The sequence below is a fragment of the Candidatus Eremiobacteraceae bacterium genome, from assembly GCA_035710745.1.
GTDB lineage: Bacteria > Vulcanimicrobiota > Vulcanimicrobiia > Eremiobacterales > Eremiobacteraceae > JANWLL01.
Window position 1 is genome coordinate 15,985 of record DASTCX010000016.1, and the last position, 24,306, is coordinate 40,290.

Here is a 24,306-nt window from a genome sequence, read left to right on the forward strand (position 1 = left end):
TTTTTCTCGCCGTCGGGTCGAGGGCGTCTAACGCGACGAATCGACGAGCGCGTGCGTGCGTCGTGCGATGACGACGGCCTCGTTCGTCGCGATCACCCGCACGTCGACTTTGGCGTTCTCGGGAGATATCCGATCCGCGCATCGAAGGTTGAGCGTTTCGTCGATCTCGACGCCGAGATGCGCAAGTCCGGCGCAGATCGCTCCGCGGATGGGCGCTGCACCTTCTCCAATACCCCCGGTGAAGACGAGCGTGTCGAGTCCGCCGCATACCGCAGCTAGCGCACCGGCGTGTTTGACCGCGATGTAGACGAACAAGTCGATCGCGCTCTTGGCCTTATCGTCGGTCGAATAACGTGAGAGCAACTCGCGCACGTCCGACGACGACTCGGAGACCCCTCTCAGTCCCGATCGCTCGTTTAGCAGCGTCGTCAGCGTTTCGATCCCGGGCGCGTCATCGCTCCGAAGTCGAGTGGTCGTTCCAAGAGCGGGTTGTCCAGGAGGTAGATCTGGCCGGCGGCGAGATAGTTCGCCGCTCGCCAATAGGCATGCAGTCGATCGAGTTCGTCGGTGCCGAGCGGCTTGACGTCGGTCACATGCTTGATCGAGGACCCGCCGCGCAGTGGCGGCAGCTTTCGGATGCCGCGCCGGCGACGAGCGTTCCAGGAAGACGGATCGTGAAGCGAGCGCCTTTCTTGTCGTTTGACGAAACATCGATCGTGCCGCCGTGCGCTTCGACGAATTCCTTCGCGATCGCCAAGCCGTGACCGCTGCCGCGCGCTTCCGTTCCAGCGCTTCCGCGAACTCCCGGCAAGAAGATCTTGTCGCGTTCTTCGTCGCGAACGCCCGGTCCGGAGTCGGAGATCGTGATCTGCAATCGATCGGCTTCGTGCATGCAATCGATCGCCACCACACCGCCCCGAGGAGTGTATCGCACCGCGTTGAGGAGCACATTCGAGACGATTTGCGCGATGCGCACAGGATCGGCGATGAAGCGCTTGCACGCTGTCAGCGGAACCGGGCATCGCGAGATCGACACGGCGATACCTCGATCAGCGGCGACAGGCTCGATGGCATGATACTCTCGGTCGAGAAGCTCACATACGTCGATCTCGACGAGGCGGACTTGGAGTGCGGCGACTTGGGCGGCCCTGATGTCGTTCAGCAGTGCCCCCAGCTGGTCAAGCGCCTGGAGCACGACTTTCAGGCGATCTGGGGTCGCTTTGAGCTTGCCGTCGATAAACGCCTCGACGTTCGCACGCGCCACCGCGAGCCGATTGCGGATGTCGTGGATGACCTCATCGGGACGCGCGCGGTCGCTCAAGGAGTTTTGGAGAGTTTGTAGCCGACGCCGAATACCGTGACGACGTAGCGCGGTTTCGTCGGATCCTCCTCCATCTTATGCCGGAGATTCGCGATGTGGCGGTCGAGCGTACGGTCGAATATCTCGAGGTCGTCGCCCTTCACTTGATCGAGCAGCTGCGTACGCGTGAACGTGCGACCCGGGCTCGTGAAGAGCACTTCGAGGATCCGGAATTCCGTCGGGGTCAGGTGAACGGGTTGACCGTGCAGCCGCACCTCATGTTCCGCCGAGTCGATCTCAAGATCGCCGATGCGGATAGGCGATTCCGACGCGGCCTGTGCGTTCGAACGCGGAGCCGCCGCAGCATCGCCGGACCGGCGCAGCACCGTCTTGACTCGGGCGACCACTTCTCGAGGGCTGAAAGGCTTAGCGATATAGTCGTCGGCGCCAAGTTCGAGTCCTACGACCCGGTCAACTTCTTCGCCGCGCGACGTAAGCATGATGATCGGAACGTCGGAACGCGAACGGATCTCCCGAAACACGTCGAACCCATGCATTACCGGCATCTTCAGATCGAGGACGATCAGATCCGGTAGTTCGAGCTGCTGAAGTTCGACCGCGCGCGCGCCGTCGAAAGCGGTGCGAACGTCAAAACCCTCGTCCGTCAGATATTTCTCGAGGACTTCGACGATCTGCTGCTCATCGTCGACGACGAGGATTTTCCGCCGTCGTTGATCCGCGCCGGATTGGGAACTCATGCGCCTGACTTTTACGCGTCGCGCACTGCGTCCCCCGCGGCCGTAAGCGCTCGGTCGGCTCCTACTGCGCGGTGACGGCATACTCGCGGTCGTCGACCGCCGGTACACATGCGGCCTCGACAATCGTCCGGCAAAGGGCTTCCGCGAGGCTGGCGACCGCTTCGCGCACGATGGCATGTTCGCGGGGCGGCTCTGCGTCGAGGTTCGCCCGTAGCGTAACCGTCACTGCCGTCGACGTCAAAGCCTCAGGGTGGAGGTCGATCCGTCCCATCACAGGGTGACGAAGGTCGGGTGAGTCAGCTATGAAGCGGAATCGAGCGGCATCGGTCGCCGCTTCGACGACGCGGACCGCGACGACGAAGTGCATCCCAGTCCTGCCGACGATGTGGGCGCGCTCACCCGACCATTCATCGGACGTCAAAACGGCCGCGAGGACACGGCTGCAGACCTTCCAGGGGAGCCCCGCGATCGACTCGCGGAATGCTGTAATCTCATTCATATAGCAAACCTCATGCCGAGCATATCGCTCGGTCATCCGGCACGTGTGAATGAGGTTTGCAAACGGTGTGAAGGAACGGCCGATCGTCGTAAGACTTGACGATCGGCCTGTTCTCACATTGTCGGCTTAGGGCTCGGCTTCGGCATCGGGGTTTGGTACATGCCACCGTTCCCGCTGCCACCCCCATAGCCGCCGCCACATGCGCCGACACTTGTGACGAGCGTGGCGGCGAGCAGTGCCGCGGCGACGAACTTCAGACTCTTGTATTTCATGATGTCCTCCATGCAGGCACGCACGAGCCTGCATCGACAGCGTTTCCACGACCCATGAAGAACCGCTGAATTATTGGCCGAGCGCGAAGAGCACGGCGTTGTTCACCGCGTAAGCCTGGCCGTCAGCGCCGACGATCGTCGGGGTGTAGGCCTCGCCGACCCCGCTCGTCAGGCGGATGCGTTGCGTGAACGAGTTCGAGCTCAGGTCCCACCGATACAGATAGCCGTCTTCGCTGTTAGCGAGAACTGAATCGGTTGCCGGATCGACGGCCGCGGAGTTGATGCACCACTCCTTGACACCGCCCGGGTTGTTCGGATCGGGCGTCACGCCGAGAATCGTGACGACTTCTTTCATCACCGGGTTGCCGTAGACGAGATCGGGCTGCGTCGCATTCGGGTCAAGGACCGCGATCTTGTTCTGCCCATCACCCGTGCCGATGCCGGCGTAGTTGTTATATTTCGACATGACGAGGTACGACGATGTGCCCGAATACGACGGGACCATCGTCGTCGGCACGATCGACGGTGTGTCATCCCAGCCGAACGAGCCGGGAGTTTTCGTCACTGCAAGCGTCGAGTCGAAGTGGAGCAGCCAGCCTCGATCGTTGTGGTTCGGGAACGGATCTTCGAGCACGCCGAAGTAGACATCACCGTCCGGCCCGACAGCTGGCGACGCCGTGCCACTATCTGGCATCCCCGCTGGGGCGCCGGATTGCGGGTCGAGCAAGAAGACTTTGCTCTTCGTCGCGAGCGTGCCGCTGTTGAGCGCAAGCAGATAACCTTTTCCGAATTGGCCCAAGCTCGGATTCGACACGGCGACATACACGGTTTGCTGCCCGGCCGAGAGCGCAGGCGCGCTGTTCGTCGTCACCTCCGTCATCGAGGCGTCGCCCGAAGCAGCCGCTGCGCTCACCCATGTGCCCGTGCCGTCGGGGGCGACCCGTGCGATGCCGCTTTGGAGTCCGGCCGGTGTCGCGCCGGTTACTGTGAAGCCGAAGTACGCGTCCCCCGCGGAGTCCGTCGTGATCGGCGTGTCGATGTCGACGTTCGCATTGTAAACCGCCGTGTCGCTTTGATATTGCGAAAGGCCGTAGAAGACGAGCATTTGGAGCTTCGAGTGCACGGCGTCAGGATCGCGGACGAGTAGCTTACCGCCCGCTCCGGGGAACAGAAGAAGGTTCGACGCCGTGAGCGCGGGGCCGAAGCTTGGGATCCATCCGTGCGGCGGCAATATGTAGTCCGTCGGCGCGCTCCAGATGAGGGCGCCGTTTATCGGGCTGTGACCCTCGACGCGGAAATGGTTGTTCGATCCGGTCCGCACGGGCACTATCACGTCGTCGGCTTGCGTGACGATCGGAGATCCGTAATGGATGAACAGCTCATGGCCTTGGCTGTACGGCGGAGCAAGGTCGACGGGCGTTCGCCAATGGATGCGGGCGAGCGATTGGCTCGCCTCGGCGCTCAGCGCCGTATGTTGCGCATTTCCGGCGAAACCGAGCCACGGCGGTCCGGGCTGGCCGTGCAATATCGGGCCGACCGCTCGCATGACGGCGCCGGCCCCGCCGCAACCGGCGATGACGAGCGATGCGAGAGCGATCCAGCAAGCAAGCGCGATCGAGCGCGTATGATGCCGCACGGCCGGACAGTTCTGAGGAAACGGAGCGGTCGACCTTTATGGTCGACTGCCGCGGTCGCTCCTGTTGTGTTCCATATATCACGTCTTTTCGGGAACCTGAGCCCGCACCTGAACGTTTCCTGTACATCATCGGTCAGGAGGACTTGATCCACGTGAACACTTTCATCAACGGGTTGCTTTCGATGCGGCGCGTCGTCGCGGTCGCGATAGCAGCGCTCATCGCGATGTCGACATTCGCGCTGCCGGCGAACGCCGAGACGGCCGGCCAGACATCGACCCGCAACCTCATCCTCGCAGGTCTAGCGGCGACTGCCGCCGTGATCTTGTACAACAACTACCATCACAAGTACGAGGCCGCGCACACGGTCGTCGGCTACACGCGCGACGGTGGGACCGTTTACGCCGACGGTCGGGTCGTCTATCCGGACGGCACGACGCTGTACACGGGCAACCAGAACGGCACGCGCTGCTCGTATACGGGCTACTACACGCCTTGCAGCGGACAGGTATACGCGTATGGCCCACCTGGTCGAGGCCACCACTACGGTTGGTACAAGCATCACAACGATCAAGACGACCAAGGCGACGACAACGGCGGCGACCGCTAACGATCGCACAACCCGGGGAGCGGTCGAGATTCATCTCGACCGCAGACGACCTTACTTCCCGTGATCTGCGATCACACTCAGGCGAGACCGCGGCGGTCGACCATAAAGGTCGACCGCTCCCTTTTCTAAGCGTCGCCACTGCACTGCCAGCAGGCGCGCGAACTCGGCGCACAAAATCCCGCGTTGTTTCGACACGTGAGGAGATCTCCATGCGCCTACCGGCCGCCATCCTTTTTACGCTCGCTCTCGTAGCGGTACCGATCGTCGCCGGCGCATCGCCTGCGTACGATGAGCTCCAAGGCCTCGCGAAAGACATGACCTTCACGACGGCGCGCCTGCATCCGATGCAAGCGACATCGCTCGGCATCGCCGGCTACGATGGTCAGCTCGAAGTCCCGTCCGAGGAGTCGCGGTCTGCCGAGATAGCCCTCATCGTCTCATGGCAGAACCGCCTCGCGAAGATCGAGACCGACAACAAGGGAGCGATGACGCTCGTCGAGCGCGACGACGCGCAGCTCCTCGCGGCGCAGTTGACGGGGCAGTTGCGGCAGTTCACGGTCTACGAAGCCGACCGCAAAGACTATGCCGCGGCTGCCAACTCGGTGGTCGGTGCGATCTTCACGCAGTTCCAACATCTGCCGATCGCCGGTCAACGCGGTGCGACATCGACGGACGTCGTGCGCGCATGGGACGATATAACGTCACGGCTCTCGAAGGCGCCCGCGTATATCGTCGCGGCGAACGCGATGGTGATGCATCCGGGTCATTTGCAGGGCATCACCGGTAGCCAGGAACTCGCCGGCGTTCCAGATTTCTTCGACGGACCGCTTACGGACGCGGCAAAGGCGCAGATACCCGCCGCCGATTTCGCTCGTTTCACCGCCGCTCGCGATCGCGCGCTCGTAGCGATTTCGGCGACGAAGAAATATATCGACATGCACGTGGGCAGGTGGCCGGAAAACTTCGCGATCGGACGGACCGCGTACGATGCGATGCTTCGCGACGAACAACTCCTCCCGGTCGACGCGAACGATGTCGAGCGCATGGGCTACGACGAGCTTTCGCACGGCTGGGGCGTCCAAATGTGGCTCGACCATCTTTCGCAGCAGTCGGGAGTCCCGTTCGGCCCGCGATCCGGCGGCGGTCTCGCGCCCGGCGGCCCGGCGCTCATCTCGTACTACCGCGATCGGATCGCCGAGCTGCGCCACTACGTCATCGCGAACGATGTCGTGACGGTGCCTTCGTGGCTGGGGCAGATCCAAGTCGTCGAGACGCCGAAATTCTTGCAGCCGGTGTCGCCCGGTGCCTCGATGAATCCGCCGCGCCTCTTCTCGAGCGAGACGGATGGCTTCTATTATATAACCCCGCCGACGTCGCTCGCAGACGCCGCCAAGCGCCTCGACGCGAATGAGGATTTCGACCGTGACCGCATCTGGTCGACGGGCGCGCACGAAGCGATGCCCGGTCACTTCTTGCAGCTGTCGATCGCGAAGCGCAATCCGGATTTCGTCCGCAAGATCCAGGGAAGCGGTGTCTTCGCCGAAGGCTGGGCGTTCTATGGCGAAGAGATGTTCGTCCAACTCGGCATGTACGGCAACGACCTCGACGGCCGGATGTACACCGCTCAGTGGGAGCGCGTTCGCGGCGCTCGTGCCGTCATCGACGCCGAACTCGCGACCGGCGAGTGGAGCTACCGCCGCGCATCCGACTACTTCGCGCAGCAAGCCGGCTTCACGAAAGGCGCGGCCGACGCCGAAGTCGCCGGCATCGCGCTCAACCCCGGCTATGTGATCGCCTATACGGTCGGCCGCAGCCAGCTCGAGCTGCTCGAATCGCAATATCTATTGAAGGAAGGCGCAAAGGCGTCGATGCTCGACTTCCATGACAGGCTTTTGTGCTACGGCACGACGCCGCTCGCGATCGTCGGCCCCGAGCTCATGGCCGACCTGAGCAAGCCGCTCTCGCAAGTCCGCGCCGCCGCCCGCTACTAGAGCGCGGCAGATGTGGTAGGCCGAGCGAAGCTCGGCGCTATGTGCTGAGCCGCCATGCGAGCACCGCTGTGGATACGACTTCCGCTCATCGCCGTCGCGGTAGTCGCCGGGCTTGCGGTGTTGGTGCTTCTCGTCGCGATATTTTGGCCGAGGTCCTAAATTACCAAACCGACCGCGTTCCCCCGTATGCTTGTGCGGGCGGTCAAGTGCTATGCCCCTATGCCGTCAAGAAAACTCGGTGAAACCAAGTAGTTCATACCGAAAATAGCCGAGCTGCGCTCGGCCTACTACTTCGTTTCGTACGCTACGCTTTGCCCTTGGCGATCTCGTCGACGTACGTCAACGATTTGTCGCGCAGCATGCTGTGGCGATAGCCGTACCACGCATATATCGCGATGCCGATGACGAACCAGACGATATAGCGGATCCACGTCGGCGTTCCGAGGCCGGTCATCATGTAGATGCACAGGCCGAAACCCAGCAGTCCGACGAGCACGCCCGCCGGGGCTTTGAACGGCCGTTTAGCGTTCGGCGCGACGTAGCGCAGGACGACGACGCCGATGCTCACTATAGCGAACGCCCACAGCGTGCCGACGTTCACCATGAAGAGCAGCTGATCGAGCGGGAATAGCAGCGCGAAGAGCGCGACGGCGACGCCCGTGATCAGCGTCGTCCGAGCCGGCGTGTGAAAGCGCGGATGGATCTCGGCCACGCCGGGCGGCAGCATGCGGTCGCGCGACATGACGTAGAAGATGCGCGCCTGGCCGAGCAGAGACGTGATCATGACGCTGATATTGCCGGCGAGCGCGCCGATCGTGACCGCGTACAAGAAGAACGGGTTGTTCCCGGCCATGCGGACCGCTTGACTCATCGCCGCGTTGGCATCGATCTTACCGATCGGTACGACGCCGATGGTCAGCGCTTCGAGCGCGATGAAGATGACCGCGCCGATCGCGAGCGACCCGACGACGGCGCGGGGGACGTCTCGTTGCGGGTTCTTGGCCTCCTCCGAGGCGACGGTCACCGTGTCGAATCCGATGTACGCGAAAAAGACGAGTGCGGCGGATTGCACGACCGAGTGCACGCCGAGCGGTGCGAAGCCGGTGAAATGCGACGGGTGGAAAAATCCGATGCACGCGATCGCGAACAAGACGAACGTGATGATCTGGATGATGACGAATGCGGCGTTCGTACCGGCCGACTCGCGGATGCCCAGCGCCAGCAGACCGCTGACGACGAGGACCGTCAGCGCCGCGACGACGTCGATGTGCGACTGTCCGAGATGGGACCAGTCGATCTGCCCGCTCTGCAGCCATTCGGGCAGGCTGATGTGGAAGTAGCTGAGCAACTCTTGGAAATAGCCGGAGAACGACGCCGCGACCGGCGCGGCGGAGATGCCGTACTCGAGGATGAGGTCCCAGCCGATGATCCACGCGATGACCTCGCCGAGCGTCGCGTACGCATACGTGTATGCGCTGCCTGCGACGGGGACCATCGATGCGAACTCCGCGTAGCAGAGCGCGACGAACACGCACGCGATGCCGGAGAGCAGGAAACCGGTGATGACGCCCGACCCGGCGGCTTGCGCGCCGACGCCGGCGGTCGGGAAGATGCCGCCGAGCATCGTGCCGAGGCCGATCCCGATGAGTCCCCACACGCCGAGCGCGCGGCGCAGTTGAGGCTTGCCCTCTTCTTCGGGGCGGACGCGATCGAGCGGCTGGACCGCGAAAAGACGTCTGATCAAAGACATGTGCGATCAGGCGTCAATAGAACGTCCTCCGGTAAAGCTGTAGCGGTCGACCTTTAAGGTCGACCGCGTTATAGACCTTCCGTTTGAAAGGCCGCGGCGGTCGAGATGAATCTCGACCGCTCCCCTGGTCAAGAGCGCGGGTTTACTCGGAGAACCAGCCGCTCGGAACGACGTCGAGGTTGACGTTGATCTGCTTTACTTCGGTGTACGAGTCGTAACCGTAGGTACCGAGCTCGCGACCCGACCCGGATTGCTTGTAGCCGCCCCACGGGGCTTCGTTGTAGGTCGGGTGATACGTGTTGATCCACGTTATGCCGGCTCGCATCTTGCGGATGACGCGGTGCGCCTTCGCTATGTCGTTCGTGAACACGGCGCCCGCCAAGCCGTAGATCGTATCGTTCGCAAGCGCGATCGCCTCGGCTTCATCTTTGAACGTCTGCACGACGAGGACCGGACCGAAGATCTCCTCCTGGACGATGCGCATGTCGCGGCGCGTATTCGTGAAGACCGTCGGCATGATGAAGTTGCCCTTCTCGCCGAGCTCGCCGGGCAAGCGGCCGCCACCGCACGCGAGGGTCGCGCCCTCTTGTTTGCCGAGCGCGATATACGCCTCGACCTTCTCCTGATGCGCGCGGGTGACGATCGGACCCATCTCCGTCTCCGGATCGAAACCGTCGCCGACGCGGATCTTGCCCGCTCGCTCGACGATCTTCGAGACCAGCTTGTCGTGAAGCGACTCTTCGACGATCAGCCGGGACCCCGCCGAACAGACCTGACCGGAGTTCGCATATATGCCGAAAAGCGCGTAGTCGACGGCCGTGTCGAAATCCGCGTCCGCGAACACGACGTTCGGCGACTTACCGCCGAGCTCGAGCGTGACTTTCTTAAGATTACCGGTCGACGCGAGCATGATCGCGCGCCCGGTCTTGGTGCCGCCGGTGAACGCGATCTTGTCGACGAGCGGGCTCTCGGCGATGTGCTGCCCGACGACCGGCCCGGAGCCGAGCACGATCTGGACGACGTTCTTCGGAAACCCGACCTCTTCGATGAGCGTGGCGAGCAGGAGCGCCGTGAGCGGCGTGAGCTCCGACGGCTTGAGGATGCACACGTTGCCGGCGGCGAGCGCGGGCGCCAATTTCCACGCGCCCATAAGTAGCGGGTAGTTCCACGGGATTATCTGACCGCACACGCCGATCGGCTCGCGCACGACGAAGGTCTGCGACGGCGCCGGCACGTCAAAGGTCTCGCCGTGCGGCTTCGTCGCGAGGCCGGCGTAGTAGCGGAAGCAATTCGCCGCATCGGTGACGTCGTACTCGGTCTCGCGGACGGGCTTGCCGTTGTTGAGCGTCTCGAGCCGTGATAGGTCGGTGAAGTGCTCGTCGATCTTGTCGGCGAGCTTGAAGAGCAGCTTCGCTCGATCTTGAGCGTGGGTGTCGGACCACGGTCCGTGGTCGAATGCTTCGCGCGCCGCGCGGATCGCCCGCTCGGCATCGTCCTTCGTACCTTCGGCGACGATTGCGCTCACCTCGCCGCTCGCCGGGTTGATGAGCTTGCGCGTGCCTCCGTCCGAAGCCGCCGAGAAGGCGCCATCGATGAACATGAGACAAACGCCGCCGGATTGCCGCAGGCCGCGGAGCAGATCATCGTGTTTCGGTGCGATCGTCGTCGCCATCGCTAAGCCACCGGTACCTTTCCAGCCATCTCCTCGAGCGATTCGCGCAGTGCGGTGCAGACGTAGTCGGCTTGCTCTTCGGTGATCGTGAGCGGCGGCTCGATGCGGATGACGCGCGCGTTGACGAGCGTGCCGGAGACGAGCACGCCGCGATCGAGCATCGCCTTGCTGAGCGCGAAGCCCATCTCGTTGTCGACGAACTCGATCGCCATGAGCAGTCCTTTGCCGCGGACCGCGACGACGATGCCCTCGTGATCGGCGACCGCCGCTCGCATGCCGTCGAGCATCCGATCGCCCATGACGGCCGCGCGCTGCGGCAGCTTCTCTTCGATGAGCACGTTGATAGTCGCCAGCGCCGCCGCACACGCGAGCGGATTGCCGCCGAACGTCGTCGTGTGGAGGAACGGGTTATCGAAGATGCGTGAGAAGACCGCCTTCGTCCCGACGACCGCGCCGATCGGCATGACGCCGCCGCCGAAGGCCTTCGCAAGGCACATGAGATCCGGCGCGACGTTCCAGTGATCGCACGCGAACATGCGGCCCGTGCGACCCATGCCCGTCTGCACTTCGTCGAGCACGAGAAGCGCGCCGTATTCGTCGCACAGCCGACGGACGCCGGGCAGATAGTCGTCGTCGGGGATGTTGACGCCGCCTTCGCCTTGGATCGGCTCGAGGATCACCGCACCGACGTCTTCGCCGACCATCTTCAGCGTGTGCATCTTGATGCGCAGCTCTTCGAGATCGTTGAATGGCACGTGTTCGATGTTCGGCAGCATCGCGCCGAACGGGCGGCGGAACTCCGCTTTCGCGCTGACCGAAAGCGATCCGAAGCTCTTGCCGTGGAACCCCTTCGTCGCGGCGACCATCGTCTGTTTGTGCGGGTTGAACGCGCGCGCGAGCTTCAGCGCGCCCTCGACCGCTTCGGTGCCGCTATTGCAGAAGAACGAATATTCGAGGTCGCCTGGTGTGAAGAGCGCGAGCGTCTTCGCAAGCATCGCGCGAAGCGGGTCGAGCAGGTCTTGGCTATGGAGCGCCTGACGCTTGATCTGGTCGGTGACGGCCTTGACGACCTTCGGGTTTCGATGTCCGACGTTGAAGATGCCGAAACCGCCGAGGCAGTCGATATATTCCTTGCCGTTGACGTCGCGGTACGTGTTCGGGCCTGAGTCTTCCCATTCGACTGCCGCGACCGCGTGCGCTACCGACGTCGCCTTCCTATACTCAAGGAAGCCGGGGTTGACGTGGTCGCGGAAATTCTCGACGGTCTCCGACGTGATCCACGCGGCATCGGACGGCGTGATCGATGGCTTGGCGATCAGGTCGAGCACTTTTTGGCTGTATAGATATGCTTGCGCTTCGCTGCGGTTATGAATTTTAACGGTTCCTCCGGGGTCGCCGAGCTTCGCTCGGCCGGTCGAGCTAAAGCTCGACCGCTACAAGTAGAAATTCACGCGAGGGCCGCGTCGCAGCTCTCCGCGAGCCGCGCGAGCGCCGTATCGAGCTCGTCATCCGTGATCACAAGCGGCACGAGGACGCGGATGACGTCCGCCTTCGAACCCGCCGACATCAAGAGCAGACCGCGACTGCGCGCCTCCTCGATGACCCTTTTCGCATACGCCGACCGCGGTTTATCAGGCTCGTCGACGAACTCGATGCCGAGCATCGCGCCGAGACCGCGGACGTCGGTGATCTTCGGATGCCGGCGCTGCAGATCGTGAAGCGCGCGTTCGATGCGCGCGCCGATCGTGCGCGCTCGCTCGACCAGGCCCTCCTCCTCGAAGACGTCGAGCGTCGCGAGCGCCGCGGCGCACGCGAGCGGGTTGCCGCCGTACGTGCCTCCAAGGCCGCCGGGCGTCACCGAGTCGATCATCTCCGCTTTGCCGATTACGGCTGCGAGAGGCAAGCCGGCTGCGACGCTCTTCGCGATGGCGACGAGGTCCGGTTCGATCCCGCTGTGCTCGAACGCGAACATCTTGCCCGTTCGGCCGAAGCCGGATTGGATCTCATCGCAGACAAGCAAGATGCCATGCCGCGTCGCGAGTTCGCGCAGCGCGACCATGAACGCCGGCGGCGCCGGCACGAAACCGCCTTCTCCAAGCACGGGCTCGATGATGATCGCGGCAACGCGATCGGGCGAGACCTGTGCCTCGAAGAGGTCGTCGAGCGATCGGAGCGCCCGCTCGGTCGTCCAGCCGTGATGCTCGTATGGGAACGGCGTCTGATAGATCTCGCTGCAGAACGGACCGAAGCGCAGCTTGTACGGATCGTTCTTGCCGGTCATCGACAGCGCGAGCAGCGTGCGCCCGTGATAGCCGTGGTGGAAAGAGACCACCGCTGGCCGGCCGGTGTACGCGCGCGCGATTTTCACCGCGTTCTCGGTCGCCTCGGCGCCGGTCGTCACGAGCAGCGTCTTCTTGCGCGACGGGCCCGGCACGAGGCGGTTCAGCCGCTCGGCGAGGCGGACGTACGGTTCGTACATCGCCACTTGAAAGCACGTATGGGTGAAACGATCGAGCTGCTGCTCGACGGCCGCTCTCACCCGCGGATGTGCGTGCCCGACGTTGAGCACACCGATGCCGCCGACGAAGTCGATGTATTCCTTGCCGTCGATATCCCAAAGGCGCGCGCCCTCGGCGCGTTCGACGAAGATCGGGTGCGCGTTGCTGACGCCGCGCGCGACCTCAGAAGCCCGCAGTTCTAACAGCGCTGCGGTGCTCGTGCCAGCGAGGGCCACGGTGGGATCCTTTCAAGGGGATTGTCGAGGGTACGCCTCTAGTGTACCGGGTTCGACAGGCAAGCGCCACGTCATTCTCGCACAACTTTTCGTCGCTTCTTTGGCATACGAAACCAACCGATAGGCGGTACGGCCGTATGACGGTTCGTGAGGCGCTCGCGCTCGAATCGCTCGACGCAGCGCGCGTAGTCGCGGGCGAGGACGGCCTCGACCGTCTCGTCCGGTGGACCCACGTCGTCGATCTCCCCGATCTCGCACCTTGGGTGCGAGCGGGACAACTGTTGTTGACGACCGGACTGTCGTGGCCGAAGTCCGACGCGGAGCAGCGCTCCCAGATCCGCCAACTCGCGGACAAAGATCTCGCCGCCGTCGTGCTGGCTGTTCCACGCTACCTCGAACATTTTCCCGACGCCGCGCGCGACGAAGCGGACCGGCGCAGTCTCCCGTTGATCGAGATCCCGTTCGAGATCCCGTTCGCACAGATCACGGAAGAATTGCAGCGCGCGATCATCGCGGAACAGTACCGGATACTCGAGCGCTCCGAGCAGATCCATCGCGAGCTGACGCGTGCCGCTGCGAGCGGCAAGAACCTGCACGATCTCGCGAATGCGCTCGGCACGCTGCTCGAGCGTTCGGTGACGTTCGAAGACGCGACCGGTAAGCTGCTCGCATTCCACGACGCCGGCGTCGCCGATGCGATCCGCGGCGAAACCCTCCAGCGCGAGCAGAGCCCTGCGAACACGATCGCAGCGCTCGAGGCGGCCGGACAGCTCGCGAAGATCCGCAACAGTTCCGGTCCGGTGCGCATCCCAGCGATGCCGGATATCGGTCTTGCCGCGCGCGTCGTCTGTCCGATACGTTTGGGCGCCGAGCTCGTCGGACACGTGTGGATCATCGAAGGTGCGGCCGAGCTGTCCGAACTCGATCACCGCGCCGCCGAGCACGCTGCGCTCGTCGCAGCCGTCCATGTCGCGCATCAGCGCGAACTGGCCACGACCGAAGCTCGGCTCGGCTACGCGTCCTTTCTATCGCTGCTGGAGGCTGAAGACAACGATCCGCAAGCGATCGAGCGTGCCCGTCTCCTCGGGTTCGATCCGGAAGGTTGGCATCGGGTGGCGATCGCGGTCATCCCTGAACCCCTGCCGCTCGGACGCGAGGGCTTCTTGCGCCGCGAAGCGATCGCGGACAAGATCCGGACCGGCCTGCTGACCGCGGGCGTGAAGCCGATGTTGACGACCTCGCTGAACTACGTCTACTTCTTGCTACCCGATGGCGTTCAGGCGACACCCATCTGGGCCGCGCTCGAGGATGGTTCGATCGCGCTGCTCATCGGACGTCGATACCGCGGCACGAAGGGGGCGCGCAAGAGCTTCGAAGAGGCGAAGTCGCTGCTCAACTATCGCGACGGCTTGCCGATCAGGCACTTCGACGAATCGCTCGTGCCGCGCGTTCTCATGGGCGATTCCGGCGCGCGAGCGGCATTCATCGACGACCTCTTCGGGAAGCTGCGGGCGAAGAAGGGCGGCGCGACGCTCGAGCGCGCGCTCCTCACGCTCGCCAAGTCGGGGTTCAACCACAAGAAGTCGGCGGAAGAGCTCAAGATCCACCTGAACACGCTTCGCTATCGGCTATCGCACGCTGCCGAGATGCTCGGTCTGAACCTGGACGAGCCCGAAACGCGCTTCCGGCTCCAGTTGGCGGCGAGGCTCTTGGACTTCGCGCATAATCCCTGAACGAAAATTTGTCACCCGCGGACATAGGTGCCGGCACGGCTACCTAGTACACTTCCGTCCGTAGGCACTCGCTTCTGGGAGATTGCCCGTGATATTCCGCATTTCGTTGGTCGCGGCGTTTGTCGCCGCGTGCGTTCTGACATTTGCTGGCCCGGCCTGCGCGGGTACGACAGGCGGACTGCACGGCCGCGTCGCGGATACCGCGACCGGCGCGCCGATCGTCGGAGCTAAGGTCACGGCGTCGTCGCCGTCGCAGCTCGAGGCGGTGACGACGGACGCGAACGGGGTGTTCGTCTTCATCTCCCTCGCGCCCGATACGTACACGATCACGGTCTCGAAAGACGGCTACGACATCGCGTCGCTGCCGGGCATCACGGTCGTCGCGGACCAGTCGCGCAACATCGGCGTGACGCTTCAAAAAACGGCGAAGACGCTCGCGACGATCAGCACGCGCGCCGCGACATCGCTCGTGCGGCCGGGTACGACGAGCGACGTCTACTCGATCAATGCGGCGACCGCGAAGGCGACCTCGGCGCTCGGCGGATCGGGAAGTCTCAACCAGGCGTACGGCTCAGTCGCGAGCGCGCCGGGCGTCGTCTATCAGCAAGGCCAGCAAGGCTGGTACCAGAGCATCTACATCCGCGGCGGCGACATCGACCAGACCGCGTACGAGCTCGACGGAATTCCCACGATGCGCGTGTCCGATAGCGCGACCGTCACGACGCTTTCGAGCCTCGGCCAACAGGAGATGCAGGTCTATACGGGCGGCACTCCGGCGTCCGCTGACGCGTCGGGCATCGCAGGCTACGTCAACCAAGTCATCAAGACCGGAACGTATCCGGGCTTCGAATCGCTCAAACTAGGCATCGGCGGCCCCGCGCTTTACAACTCTGCGCAGTTCGAAGCGGGCAGCTCGACGCCGGACCGGCGCTTCAACTACTACGTGGGCGAAGCGCTCACCGCACAGGGTTATCGCTACGGCGATCAGTTCAACGGGGCAAGCGATCCGCTGTTCTTCATGCCGGCGTACATCCCGTCGAACAACAGCTCGTCGTTCAACGGCGGATGCTCGGTCGCTCCGTGCGTGTTCGACGGCTCGGGCACGCCGCTGTTCTCGCCCGGCACTTCGGACGCGATCGCTTCCACGCACGACTACGAGACCGTCGCGAACTTCCATTACCAGCTGCCGCACAAAGACGATCCGCTGCACGACGACATCCAGCTGCTCTGGGTCTACAGCAACCTATTGCAGAAATTCTACACCTCGCTGAGCGACCTCGGCTTGAGTTCGCTCGCGTCGCAGAATCTCGTCGAGGGCGTTTTCGATTGCGGCGGCGGCACGCCGTGCACCGGCCCGGTGACGTATCTCGACCAGACGACGTACAGCGGTCCGATATTCCAGGCGCCGAACCCGAACGATCTCATCACGTCGAACTTCCCGAACTCGGGTCAGTTCCGCCCGGCGTTCCAAGACATCCCGCTCAACGAACGTGAGGGATCGCAGAACGGCGCGGGCATCGAGAAACTCCAGTTCCAGAAGAACATCGACGAGAAGACATACCTACGCATCTTCGGCTACGCAGAGAACTCGTGGTGGTGGATCAGCGGTCCGGTGAGCGCGAACCTCACGTACGGCGATCAGCTGCCCGACTACGAGGTCGACGGCCACACGTACGGCGGCGACATCATCTTCTCGAAACAGCTTTCCGACAAGCATCTCATCAACGCGACGGCTTCCTACTTCACGTCGAAGCTCGAGACGTACTCGATGGGGTTCCAATCAGGCAACTTCACGAGCCTCATCGACAGCGCCGGCAACTGCTACGACTTCACGACCGGCAACCTCGACAGCTGTTACGACGGCAACTCGCAAGGCACCGCGTTCTCCGGGCTCACCCCCGGCCTGCCCCCGGCGGGCTCGCCTGGCGCGCTCGCGAACGCGCAATGGATCGTCACGGAAAACGGTCAGAACGCGCAGATCGACACGGTACATCCGTTCTTCTCAGCGGCGTCCATCACCGACTCGTGGCGTCCGAACGAGAAGCTGTCGTTCACGCTCGGCATTCGCATGGAGAATTTCAAGTACCAGCTGCAGGACCTCGCCACCGGCTATCCGGCGCGCCAGTTCTGGTTCCACTCGTACAACAACGAGTTCTGTTGGGGGCCGGGCTATCCGACGACCGTGTCGCGCTTCGACCCGAACACGTCGTCGTTCGTGCCATGCTCGTCTCTCGGCCCGTTCCTCGCCCCCGTCCACCTGCAGAACTATCACGGCGGCTCGATCTCGCAGACCGTGCCGCAGCCGCGCTTCGGCGTCACCGACGAGTTGAATTCCGACAACGTCATCCGCGCCTCGTACGGACGCTACGCGCGGCCGGCGCCGACGTCGTATCAGGAATACAACACGTTCCAGCAAGACCTGCCCAGTTTCTTGGCGACGTTCATCCCGAACGGCTGGAACTCGCCGGTCCACAACCTCTACTCCGACACGTCGCTCAACGCCGACCTCTCGTGGGAACACCACTTCCCGAACACGTCGCTCGCGATGAAGGTGACGCCGTTCTTGCGTACGACGCAGGGGCAGATCCAGTACTCGGCGCTCAACGCGCAGGGCGTCGTCGCCGGCGTCAACGCCGGCAAGCAGGTGTCCGACGGCGTCGAGTTCGCGCTCGACAAAGGCGCGTTCGACCGCGACGGACTCTCGTGGGCGTTGTCCGCGACGTTCACGCGGAGCAAGATCCGGTACGGTCCGTATCCGAGCGGGCTTAGCGTCATCGACTTGTTGAACGAACAGATCCAGATCTACAACTCGTACACGTCGGCGTGCGCCGGCGTCGCGCCGTCGAAGAACCCGCAGAGCTTGTGCGGCGTGAACTTCAACCCGAACGCACAATCCCCGAATGCGCTGCCGGTCGAACCGAACGGGATCAACAACCCGTACTACAACGCGAAGCCGCAACCGCTGCTCGACCCGAACGCCCAGTACACGACGTACGACGAGATCCCGTCGCCGTTCAGCAACGCGATCGGCTTCGAGACACCCTTCCAAGTCTCGGTCGTGCTCAACTGGAAGAGCGGACCGCTCACGATCACCCCGAACTTCCTCTACTCGACGCAAGGCAAATACGGGTCGCCGCTCGTCTGGCCGGGCTACGACCCGCAGACGTGCTCCGGCTCGGGCGCCGCGAATCCGCAGAACTGCTCGGGCTACATCTTCATCCCCGACAAGTACACCGGCGTATTCGACAATCTGGGAGCGTTCGCGCAGCCGCAGCGGTTGACCGCGAACCTGTCGGTCGGCTACGAATTCAACAAGCACCTCACGGCGACGCTTACGGCGGCGAACCTCATCGACCACTGCTACCAGCACAACGTGCCGTGGGCGAACGGTCCGACGTGCGAGTACGCGCAACTGCAGTCGAATCTGCTGCCGGCGGCCGGCAACTTCGTGAAGAACCCGCCGATCCAACTCGCGTACCCGTACGGGAGCTGGTACAACAACCTCGAGATCGCGCAGATGGGTCAGAAGAATCCGGTCGAGGCCGTCATCGAGTTCGAATACAAACCCTAGAGAGGACGTCATGGCCCGATCGACCCTGACCGACCTGCTGCGCCGGATTCATGCGGCGTACGCCGAGGCCTCGTTGCGCGACATGCCCGCCGACGAGATCTTCGACGAGCAGACTCAGCGTGTGGCGCTGAGACGCAGCCGCTTCATCGCGGGTGCGGCCGCGCTGAGCGGCACGGCCATGCTGGGTCGCACGCTCGCACCGGTACGTGCGCTTGCGAGATCGTCGGCGCCGCGCGTCGTGATCGTCGGCGGAGGCCTTGCCGGCACGACGTGCGCGTACAGGCTCCATCAGGCCGGCGTGTCGTCGACTATCTACGAGGCAAACGCGAGCGTCGGCGGTCGGACGTGGACGCTGCGCGGCTTTTGGGATGACGGTCAGCACACCGAGCACGGCGGCGAGAACATATCGAGCGAACACGCCGAGATCCGCGCGCTCGTCAAGGAGCTCGGCCTCGAACTCGTCGACGTACGAGCCGCGCAGACGCCTGGGACCGAAGAGGTCTACTGGCTTCGTGGCAAGCGCATCCCGTTCAAGGCGATGCTCGCCGAGTACGCGCTCGCATATCCGAAGATCAAGGCGGCGAACGATGCCGCAGGCTATCCGACGCTCTGGAACCACCATAACGAGGCCGGTCGCAGGCTCGACGGCATGTCGGCGCGCGAATGGATAAAGCAGACCATCCCCGGCGGCCTCGACTCGGCGATCGGCTGGATGCTCGACCTCGACGCGACGACCGAGAACGGCGGCGAGGCAGACGTGCAGAACTCGCTCGAGCTCATCTACATGCTCGGGCACATGCCGGCGTACAACCCCGGCGGCGGCTTCTATTGGGTGGGAACGGACGAGAAGTACGTCGTCAAAGGCGGCAACGATCAGATCGCGCACCGGCTCGCCGCGAAGTTGCCGGACTCGTCGGTGCAGACGAGCACCGCGCTGGTCGCGTTGAAGAAACGCTCGGACGGCTCGTACCTGTGCACCTTCGAATCGCACCTCCAGACTTTCGACGTCCCCGCGGACTACGTGATTTTGGCGCTGCCCTTCACGACGCTGCGGCGTGTCGACCTCACGAAGGCGGGATTCGACGAGCGCAAGATGATGGCGATCGAACACCTGCCGCTCGGTACGAACACGAAGATCTACGTCCAATTCCGCGACCGCCCTTGGCTCGCGATGGGCTACGACGGCGCGACCTACGCCGACACCGGCTATCAGCAGACGCTCGACGCCTCGCGCGGACAGTCGGGCAAGAGCGGCCTTCTCGAGTTCTACACCGGTGGGCACAAGGGGGCGTCGTTCGGGCCGGCATCGTTTGGTCCGCCCTCGGACGACGTCGTGCGCGATCAGATGCGCGGACTCGAACCGCTCTATCCGGGCATCTCGAAGGCCTGGAACGGCAAAGCGTTCATGGACTACTGGACCGGCGACCGCTGGCACAAAGGATCGTATTCGTATTGGGCGGTCGGCCAGTGCACGTCGTTCGCCGGCTACGAAGGCGTGCGTCAAGCGAACACGATGTTCTGCGGCGAGCACACCGCCGTCGACTTCCAAGGCTTCATGAACGGCGCCGTGGCCACCGGGCAGCGCGCGGCCGCGGACATTCTCCACCAAGAAGGGCGAGCAGCCGCAGGAGTCGGGCAATGATCGAGACCGCGACATCGGCGACGTTAGAGAAATACCGCCGCTACGTATTGACGAGCTTCCTCAAGAAGGTGCAGCCGGTCGTCATCGATCGCGCCGAGGGCGCGACGGTATGGGATGAGAACGGCAAAGAGTACGTCGACATGTTCGGCGGCATCTCGGTCGTCAACGCCGGTCACTGCCGGCCTGAGGTGATCGAAGCCGCGGCGGCGCAGATGCACAAGCTCGTCCACAGCGCCTCGTATATCTATCCGAACAAGCCGGTAGCCGATTTCGCGGAAGCGCTCGCGTCGATCATGCCGAGCCCGGAACTCCACGTCTCGTTCTTCGGCAGCAGCGGTGCCGAAGCGGTCGAGGGCGCGATGCGGGCGGCGAAGCAGTTCACCGGCCGCGGGGGGTTCGTGGCACTCGAGATGTCGTTCCACGGACGAACCGCGGGCACGCTTTCGATCACCGGCAACTGGAATCGCAAGAAAAAGGGCGGCCCGTATCTCCCGGGCGTCGCTTTCGCACCGGCGCCGAACGTGTATCGCACGCCGTTCGCCGGCGACGCGGACGCGATCGCGCGCCAGTGCGCGCAAGCGGTCGCGCGCGCGATCGATTTCGGAACCGCGCACGACGTCGCCGCGTTCATAGCGGAGCCCGTGATGGGCGAAGGCGGCATCATCGTGCCGCCGCGCGCCTACTTCTCCGAGGTCAAGAAGATCCTCGACGAGCGCGGCATCCTTTTCATCTGCGACGAGGTGCAAAGCGGGTTCGGGCGCACCGGCAAAATGCTGGCGATCGAGCACTACGGCGTCGTTCCCGACATCGTCGTGACCGCAAAGGGCATCGCCGACGGTTTCCCGCTTTCCGCGTTCACGATGCGCGACGAGATAGCTCGCTCATTCACCCCGGGCGATCATCTCTCGACGTTCGGCGGCAACCCAGTATGCTGCGCTGCGGCGCTCGCCAATCTCGAAGTGTTCAAGCGCGAAGGCCTTGTCGAAGCGACCGCTCGCAAGGGGCAGCGAGCGATCGAGAAACTGCGCGCGATCGCGCAGCGACGCGACCGCATCGGCGACGTGCGCGGTCTCGGACTCATGCTCGGCGTCGAGTTCGTCTCAGACCCGCAGCGTAAGACACCCGATGCGAAGCTCACCGAGCTCGTCCAGGACAAGATGCTCGAGCGCGGCTTCCTCGTCGGCGTCGGCGGATTTTATGGAAACGTCCTACGTATCCAGCCGCCGCTCGTCATAGACGAGGCAGATCTCGACCGCGGCTTGCTGGCCCTCGACGAGATACTCGATGCCGCTTGAGCGCGCAGCCGGCCCCGAGCACTCCCCAGGTCTAAGACGCGACTGCCTGTCGTTCGCCGAAGTCGTCGCGCAGAGCGTCGCGAACATCGCGCCGTCGGCGACGCCGGCGCTCATCGTCCCCGGCGTTTTCGCGGCATCGGGCAACGGCTCGTGGGAGGCCTACGCGTTCGCGACCGTCGCGCTGCTCCTCGTCACGTACCACATCAATCAGTTCGCGCGCCGCTCGGCGTCGCCGGGCGCGCTCTACACGTTCGTCGGCCAGGGCATGGGCCCGTCGTGGGCGGTCGTCACTGGTTGGTCGCTCGTCGTCGCCTATCTCCTCACCGGCTGCGCCGTGCTTTGCGGTGCGGCGAACTACGCAGGCGTCCTCGGGCAGGCGCTCTTCGGCATCTCCTTGACGTTGCCGCTGACGCTCGCCGCGTTCTTGATCGTCGCGTTCGTGTCGTGGTACCTCGCGTACCGAGACGTCGAGCTGTCGACGAAATTGATGCTCGTACTTGAAGGTCTTTCCGTCGGCGTCGTCGTTCTGCTCGCGCTCGCGTTCTATGTGCGGACCGGCAAGGTCGTCGACGCGCATCAGTTCTCGCTCTCAGGCGTCACCGGAGGCGGGTTCGTCCAGGGACTCGTGCTCGCGTTCTTCTCGTTCGTCGGTTTCGAAAGCGCGACCGCGCTCGGCCACGAGGCGAAGGATCCATTGCGCTCGATACCGCGATCGGTGCTCGTCACCGTCCTCGCCGTCGGCGCCTTCTTCACGTGGATGGCGTACACGCTCGTCAGCGGATTCGAGGGCTACGCGACGTCGCTCGCCTCGTCGAATCAGCCGATGAGCGAGCTCGCGAATATCGCCGGACTGCCGGTGCTCGGCTTGCTTTTCGCCGCGGGCGTGATGATCGGCCAGTTCGCGTGCGCGCTCGCGTGCATCAACGCCGGCGCGCGGGTCATCTACGCGATGTCAAAGCATGGGCTCATCCACCAGTCGGCCGCGGCCACGCACGAGACGCATGCGACGCCGCACGTCGCGGTGACGGTCTCGGCCGCGATCGTGTTCCTGGCGCCGCTCATCATGATCCTCGATCACGTCGCGCTGCTCAACGCGTTCCTCTTCCTCGGCTTCATCGCGACGTTCGGGTTCCTATTCGCATACATCTTGGTCTCCATCGCTTCGCCGATGTTCTTGCGCCGCCGCGGCGAGTCGAACTCGACCGCGGTCATCATGTCGGTGTTGTCGGTCGCGATGCTCGCCGTCGCAACGGTGGGCAGCGTCGTGCTCAACCCGGCGCCGCCGTATAACTATTTGCCGTACGTCTTCCTCGCGCTTATCGCGATCGGCGGGCTGCGCTTCGTCTACGTCCGGTTGAAGCAGCCGGGGCTCGTCGCCGACATCGCGGCGGATCTCGTCGGCGACGCCGCGGGATGATCCCGCACCTCGTCGGCGGGTCGTGGGAACGCTCGAACGCCGCGACCTTGCCGGTGTACGATCCCGCGACAGGCATCGTCATCGACGAAGTGCCGCTGCTCGGCGCGTCCGAGGTCGATGCCGCAGTGCGCGCCGCTGCCGCTGCGTTCGCCACCTGGTCGCGGACGCCGGTCATGGAACGCGTCCGCCTCATGTTCCGCTTCCGCGATCTGCTCGAAAGTAACGCGGAAGAGTTGGCGGCGATCGTCACGAGACACCACGGCAAGACGCTCGATGAAGCGCGCGGCGAGGTGCGTCGCGGCACCGAGGTCGTCGAGTTCGCATGCGGAGCGCCGACGCTGCTGCAAGGTCGAACGCTGCGCGACGTTGCCGCGGGAGTCGACCAAGATCTTATCCGTTTCCCGGTCGGCGTCGTCGCTGGGATCCCGCCGTTCAATTTCCCGGTCATGATACCGCTGTGGATGTTCCCGCTCGCGATCGTCGCGGGGAACACGTTCGTGCTCAAGCCTTCGGAGCGGACGCCTCTTGGCGCGGTCAGGCTCGCCGAACTGTTCTTAGAAGCCGGATTCCCGCCAGGCGTGCTCAACGTGATCCACGGCGCGAGGGATGCGGTCGACGCGATCCTCGATCATCCGCTCATCAACGCGGTGTCGTTCGTCGGCTCTGAAAGCGTCGCGCGCCACGTCTATCAGCGCGCGGCCGCGAGCGGCAAACGCGTCTCGGCGGCCGGCGGCGCGAAGAACCACATCGTCGTCATGCCCGACGCAGACCTAGCGCAGGCCATGCCCGCGGTTCTCAACTCGGCGTTTGGAAACGCGGGCGAGCGCTGTCTAGCGGGCAGCGTCGCTGTCGCGGTCGGTGATATGCACGGCCCGCTTGTCGAAGCGCTCGCGGGCGCAGCGCGATCGATGGTCGTCGGACCCGGCGACCGGCCCGGCGTTCAGCTCGGACCGCTCATCCGCGACGAGCACCGGCGCCGCGTCGTCGACTTCATCGAGCGAGGCGAGCGCGAAGGGGCGCGCATCGTCGCAGACGGTCGCGCGCTGCTCGGCGAGCCGGGTTTTTTCCTCGGGCCGACGCTCCTCGACGGCGTTTCCGCGGACATGACGGTCGGCCGCCAAGAGATCTTCGGGCCCGTCCTTTCCGTCTCGCACGTGTCATCGCTCGACGAAGCGATCGCGCAGGCGAACTCGATGAGCCTCGGCAACATGGCGGCGATCTTCACGTCGAGCGGCGCGTCGGCTCGTGCATTCCGCGAACGCGTCGAGGCGGGGATGATCGGCGTCAATGTCGGCGTCGCCCAACCGTTCGGCTTCTATCCATTCTCGGGCTGGAAGCACTCGTTCTTCGGCGACCTGCACCCGCATGGAACGGACGCAATCGAGTTCTATACAAGGAAGAAGATGGTCGTCTCGAGGTGGTCGTGAG

19 protein-coding genes are annotated in these 24,306 nt (G+C 64.0%); 8 read left to right on the top strand and 11 right to left on the bottom strand.

All coding sequences use genetic code 11. The features are described 5' to 3' along the window. Positions 1 to 27: 27 nt before the first annotated feature. From VFO25_05825 to VFO25_05855, 7 genes are all read right to left on the bottom strand, one after another. The gene (locus VFO25_05825) at positions 28 to 441 is read right to left on the bottom strand and encodes a hypothetical protein (GenBank protein ID HET9342410.1); all 414 of its coding nucleotides are present in this window, start codon (positions 439 to 441) and stop codon (positions 28 to 30) included. Further along, positions 429 to 593 (bottom strand): hypothetical protein, encoded by a 165-nt coding sequence (locus tag VFO25_05830; GenBank protein HET9342411.1) that lies wholly within the window; start codon positions 591 to 593, stop codon positions 429 to 431. Before VFO25_05830 ends, VFO25_05825 begins: the two co-directional genes overlap by 13 nt. Next, positions 590 to 1,321, bottom strand: a complete 732-nt coding sequence (locus VFO25_05835; GenBank protein HET9342412.1) for a HAMP domain-containing sensor histidine kinase — start codon at positions 1,319 to 1,321, stop codon at positions 590 to 592. Before VFO25_05835 ends, VFO25_05830 begins: the two co-directional genes overlap by 4 nt. After that, on the bottom strand, positions 1,318 to 2,058 hold the full coding sequence (locus tag VFO25_05840) for a response regulator transcription factor (protein ID HET9342413.1): 741 nt from the start codon (positions 2,056 to 2,058) through the stop codon (positions 1,318 to 1,320). The genes VFO25_05835 and VFO25_05840 overlap by 4 nt, the downstream gene beginning before the upstream one ends. A 61-nt stretch (positions 2,059 to 2,119) precedes the next feature. Further along, on the bottom strand, positions 2,120 to 2,557 hold the full coding sequence (locus VFO25_05845) for a hypothetical protein (protein HET9342414.1): 438 nt from the start codon (positions 2,555 to 2,557) through the stop codon (positions 2,120 to 2,122). Between the two features lie 113 nt (positions 2,558 to 2,670). Further along, positions 2,671 to 2,829, bottom strand: coding sequence for a hypothetical protein (locus VFO25_05850; GenBank protein HET9342415.1), 159 nt, complete (start codon positions 2,827 to 2,829; stop codon positions 2,671 to 2,673). 70 nt (positions 2,830 to 2,899) lie between these two features. Next, the gene (locus VFO25_05855) at positions 2,900 to 4,465 is read right to left on the bottom strand and encodes a hypothetical protein (GenBank protein HET9342416.1); all 1,566 of its coding nucleotides are present in this window, start codon (positions 4,463 to 4,465) and stop codon (positions 2,900 to 2,902) included. A 152-nt stretch (positions 4,466 to 4,617) separates the two neighbouring features. Between VFO25_05855 and VFO25_05860 the strand changes: the two genes are divergently transcribed. Together VFO25_05860 and VFO25_05865 are read left to right on the top strand one after the other, a co-directional pair. Further along, entirely contained in the window at positions 4,618 to 5,073 is a 456-nt protein-coding gene (locus VFO25_05860; protein HET9342417.1) for a hypothetical protein, read from the top strand. Between the two features lie 209 nt (positions 5,074 to 5,282). Next, complete coding sequence (locus VFO25_05865; protein HET9342418.1) at positions 5,283 to 7,064, top strand: DUF885 domain-containing protein; 1,782 nt, start codon at positions 5,283 to 5,285, stop codon at positions 7,062 to 7,064. A 304-nt stretch (positions 7,065 to 7,368) separates the two neighbouring features. On the opposite strand, the gene VFO25_05870 is transcribed toward VFO25_05865, so the two are convergent. The 4 genes from VFO25_05870 to gabT all read right to left on the bottom strand — a co-directional run bounded on the left by VFO25_05870 (position 7,369) and on the right by gabT (position 13,220). Beyond that, complete coding sequence (locus tag VFO25_05870) at positions 7,369 to 8,808, bottom strand: amino acid permease (protein ID HET9342419.1); 1,440 nt, start codon at positions 8,806 to 8,808, stop codon at positions 7,369 to 7,371. A gap of 148 nt (positions 8,809 to 8,956) precedes the next feature. Further along, positions 8,957 to 10,486: an aldehyde dehydrogenase family protein gene (locus VFO25_05875; GenBank protein HET9342420.1), complete on the bottom strand. Its 1,530-nt coding sequence runs from the start codon at positions 10,484 to 10,486 to the stop codon at positions 8,957 to 8,959. 2 nt (positions 10,487 to 10,488) lie between these two features. Beyond that, positions 10,489 to 11,859: a putrescine aminotransferase gene (locus VFO25_05880; protein ID HET9342421.1), complete on the bottom strand. Its 1,371-nt coding sequence runs from the start codon at positions 11,857 to 11,859 to the stop codon at positions 10,489 to 10,491. 74 nt (positions 11,860 to 11,933) lie between these two features. Continuing rightward, positions 11,934 to 13,220, bottom strand: a complete 1,287-nt coding sequence (gene gabT, locus VFO25_05885; GenBank protein HET9342422.1) for a 4-aminobutyrate--2-oxoglutarate transaminase — start codon at positions 13,218 to 13,220, stop codon at positions 11,934 to 11,936. A 137-nt stretch (positions 13,221 to 13,357) separates the two neighbouring features. On the opposite strand from gabT, the gene VFO25_05890 reads away from it, so the two are divergent. The 6 genes from VFO25_05890 to VFO25_05915 all read left to right on the top strand — a co-directional run bounded on the left by VFO25_05890 (position 13,358) and on the right by VFO25_05915 (position 24,305). Next, a complete protein-coding gene (locus tag VFO25_05890) occupies positions 13,358 to 14,953 on the top strand; it encodes a PucR family transcriptional regulator ligand-binding domain-containing protein (GenBank protein ID HET9342423.1) in 1,596 nt (531 codons plus the stop codon). An 88-nt stretch (positions 14,954 to 15,041) separates the two neighbouring features. Beyond that, positions 15,042 to 18,524 carry a TonB-dependent receptor gene (locus VFO25_05895; protein HET9342424.1) on the top strand — a complete coding sequence of 1,161 codons (3,483 nt, stop codon included), beginning with the start codon at positions 15,042 to 15,044 and terminating at the stop codon, positions 18,522 to 18,524. Between the two features lie 10 nt (positions 18,525 to 18,534). Further along, complete coding sequence (locus tag VFO25_05900; protein ID HET9342425.1) at positions 18,535 to 20,166, top strand: FAD-dependent oxidoreductase; 1,632 nt, start codon at positions 18,535 to 18,537, stop codon at positions 20,164 to 20,166. Beyond that, a complete protein-coding gene (locus VFO25_05905; GenBank protein HET9342426.1) occupies positions 20,163 to 21,461 on the top strand; it encodes an aspartate aminotransferase family protein in 1,299 nt (432 codons plus the stop codon). Before VFO25_05900 ends, VFO25_05905 begins: the two co-directional genes overlap by 4 nt. Then, a complete protein-coding gene (locus VFO25_05910; GenBank protein ID HET9342427.1) occupies positions 21,451 to 22,878 on the top strand; it encodes an APC family permease in 1,428 nt (475 codons plus the stop codon). The genes VFO25_05905 and VFO25_05910 overlap by 11 nt, the downstream gene beginning before the upstream one ends. Beyond that, positions 22,875 to 24,305: a CoA-acylating methylmalonate-semialdehyde dehydrogenase gene (locus VFO25_05915; protein HET9342428.1), complete on the top strand. Its 1,431-nt coding sequence runs from the start codon at positions 22,875 to 22,877 to the stop codon at positions 24,303 to 24,305. The genes VFO25_05910 and VFO25_05915 overlap by 4 nt, the downstream gene beginning before the upstream one ends. Position 24,306 lies beyond the last annotated feature (1 nt).

What these genes read in the sequence shown, in the direction of transcription:
- VFO25_05865 (HET9342418.1), top strand. Translation starts at nt 5,283, where the DNA reads ATGCGCCTACCGGCCGCCATCCTTTTTACGCTCGCTCTCGTAGCGGTA.
- VFO25_05845 (HET9342414.1), bottom strand. Translation starts at nt 2,557, where the DNA reads ATGAATGAGATTACAGCATTCCGCGAGTCGATCGCGGGGCTCCCCTGG.
- VFO25_05910 (HET9342427.1), top strand. Translation starts at nt 21,451, where the DNA reads ATGCCGCTTGAGCGCGCAGCCGGCCCCGAGCACTCCCCAGGTCTAAGA.
- VFO25_05850 (HET9342415.1), bottom strand. Translation starts at nt 2,829, where the DNA reads ATGAAATACAAGAGTCTGAAGTTCGTCGCCGCGGCACTGCTCGCCGCC.
- VFO25_05915 (HET9342428.1), top strand. Translation starts at nt 22,875, where the DNA reads ATGATCCCGCACCTCGTCGGCGGGTCGTGGGAACGCTCGAACGCCGCG.
- VFO25_05905 (HET9342426.1), top strand. Translation starts at nt 20,163, where the DNA reads ATGATCGAGACCGCGACATCGGCGACGTTAGAGAAATACCGCCGCTAC.
- VFO25_05875 (HET9342420.1), bottom strand. Translation starts at nt 10,486, where the DNA reads ATGGCGACGACGATCGCACCGAAACACGATGATCTGCTCCGCGGCCTG.
- VFO25_05890 (HET9342423.1), top strand. Translation starts at nt 13,358, where the DNA reads ATGACGGTTCGTGAGGCGCTCGCGCTCGAATCGCTCGACGCAGCGCGC.
- VFO25_05840 (HET9342413.1), bottom strand. Translation starts at nt 2,058, where the DNA reads ATGAGTTCCCAATCCGGCGCGGATCAACGACGGCGGAAAATCCTCGTC.
- VFO25_05900 (HET9342425.1), top strand. Translation starts at nt 18,535, where the DNA reads ATGGCCCGATCGACCCTGACCGACCTGCTGCGCCGGATTCATGCGGCG.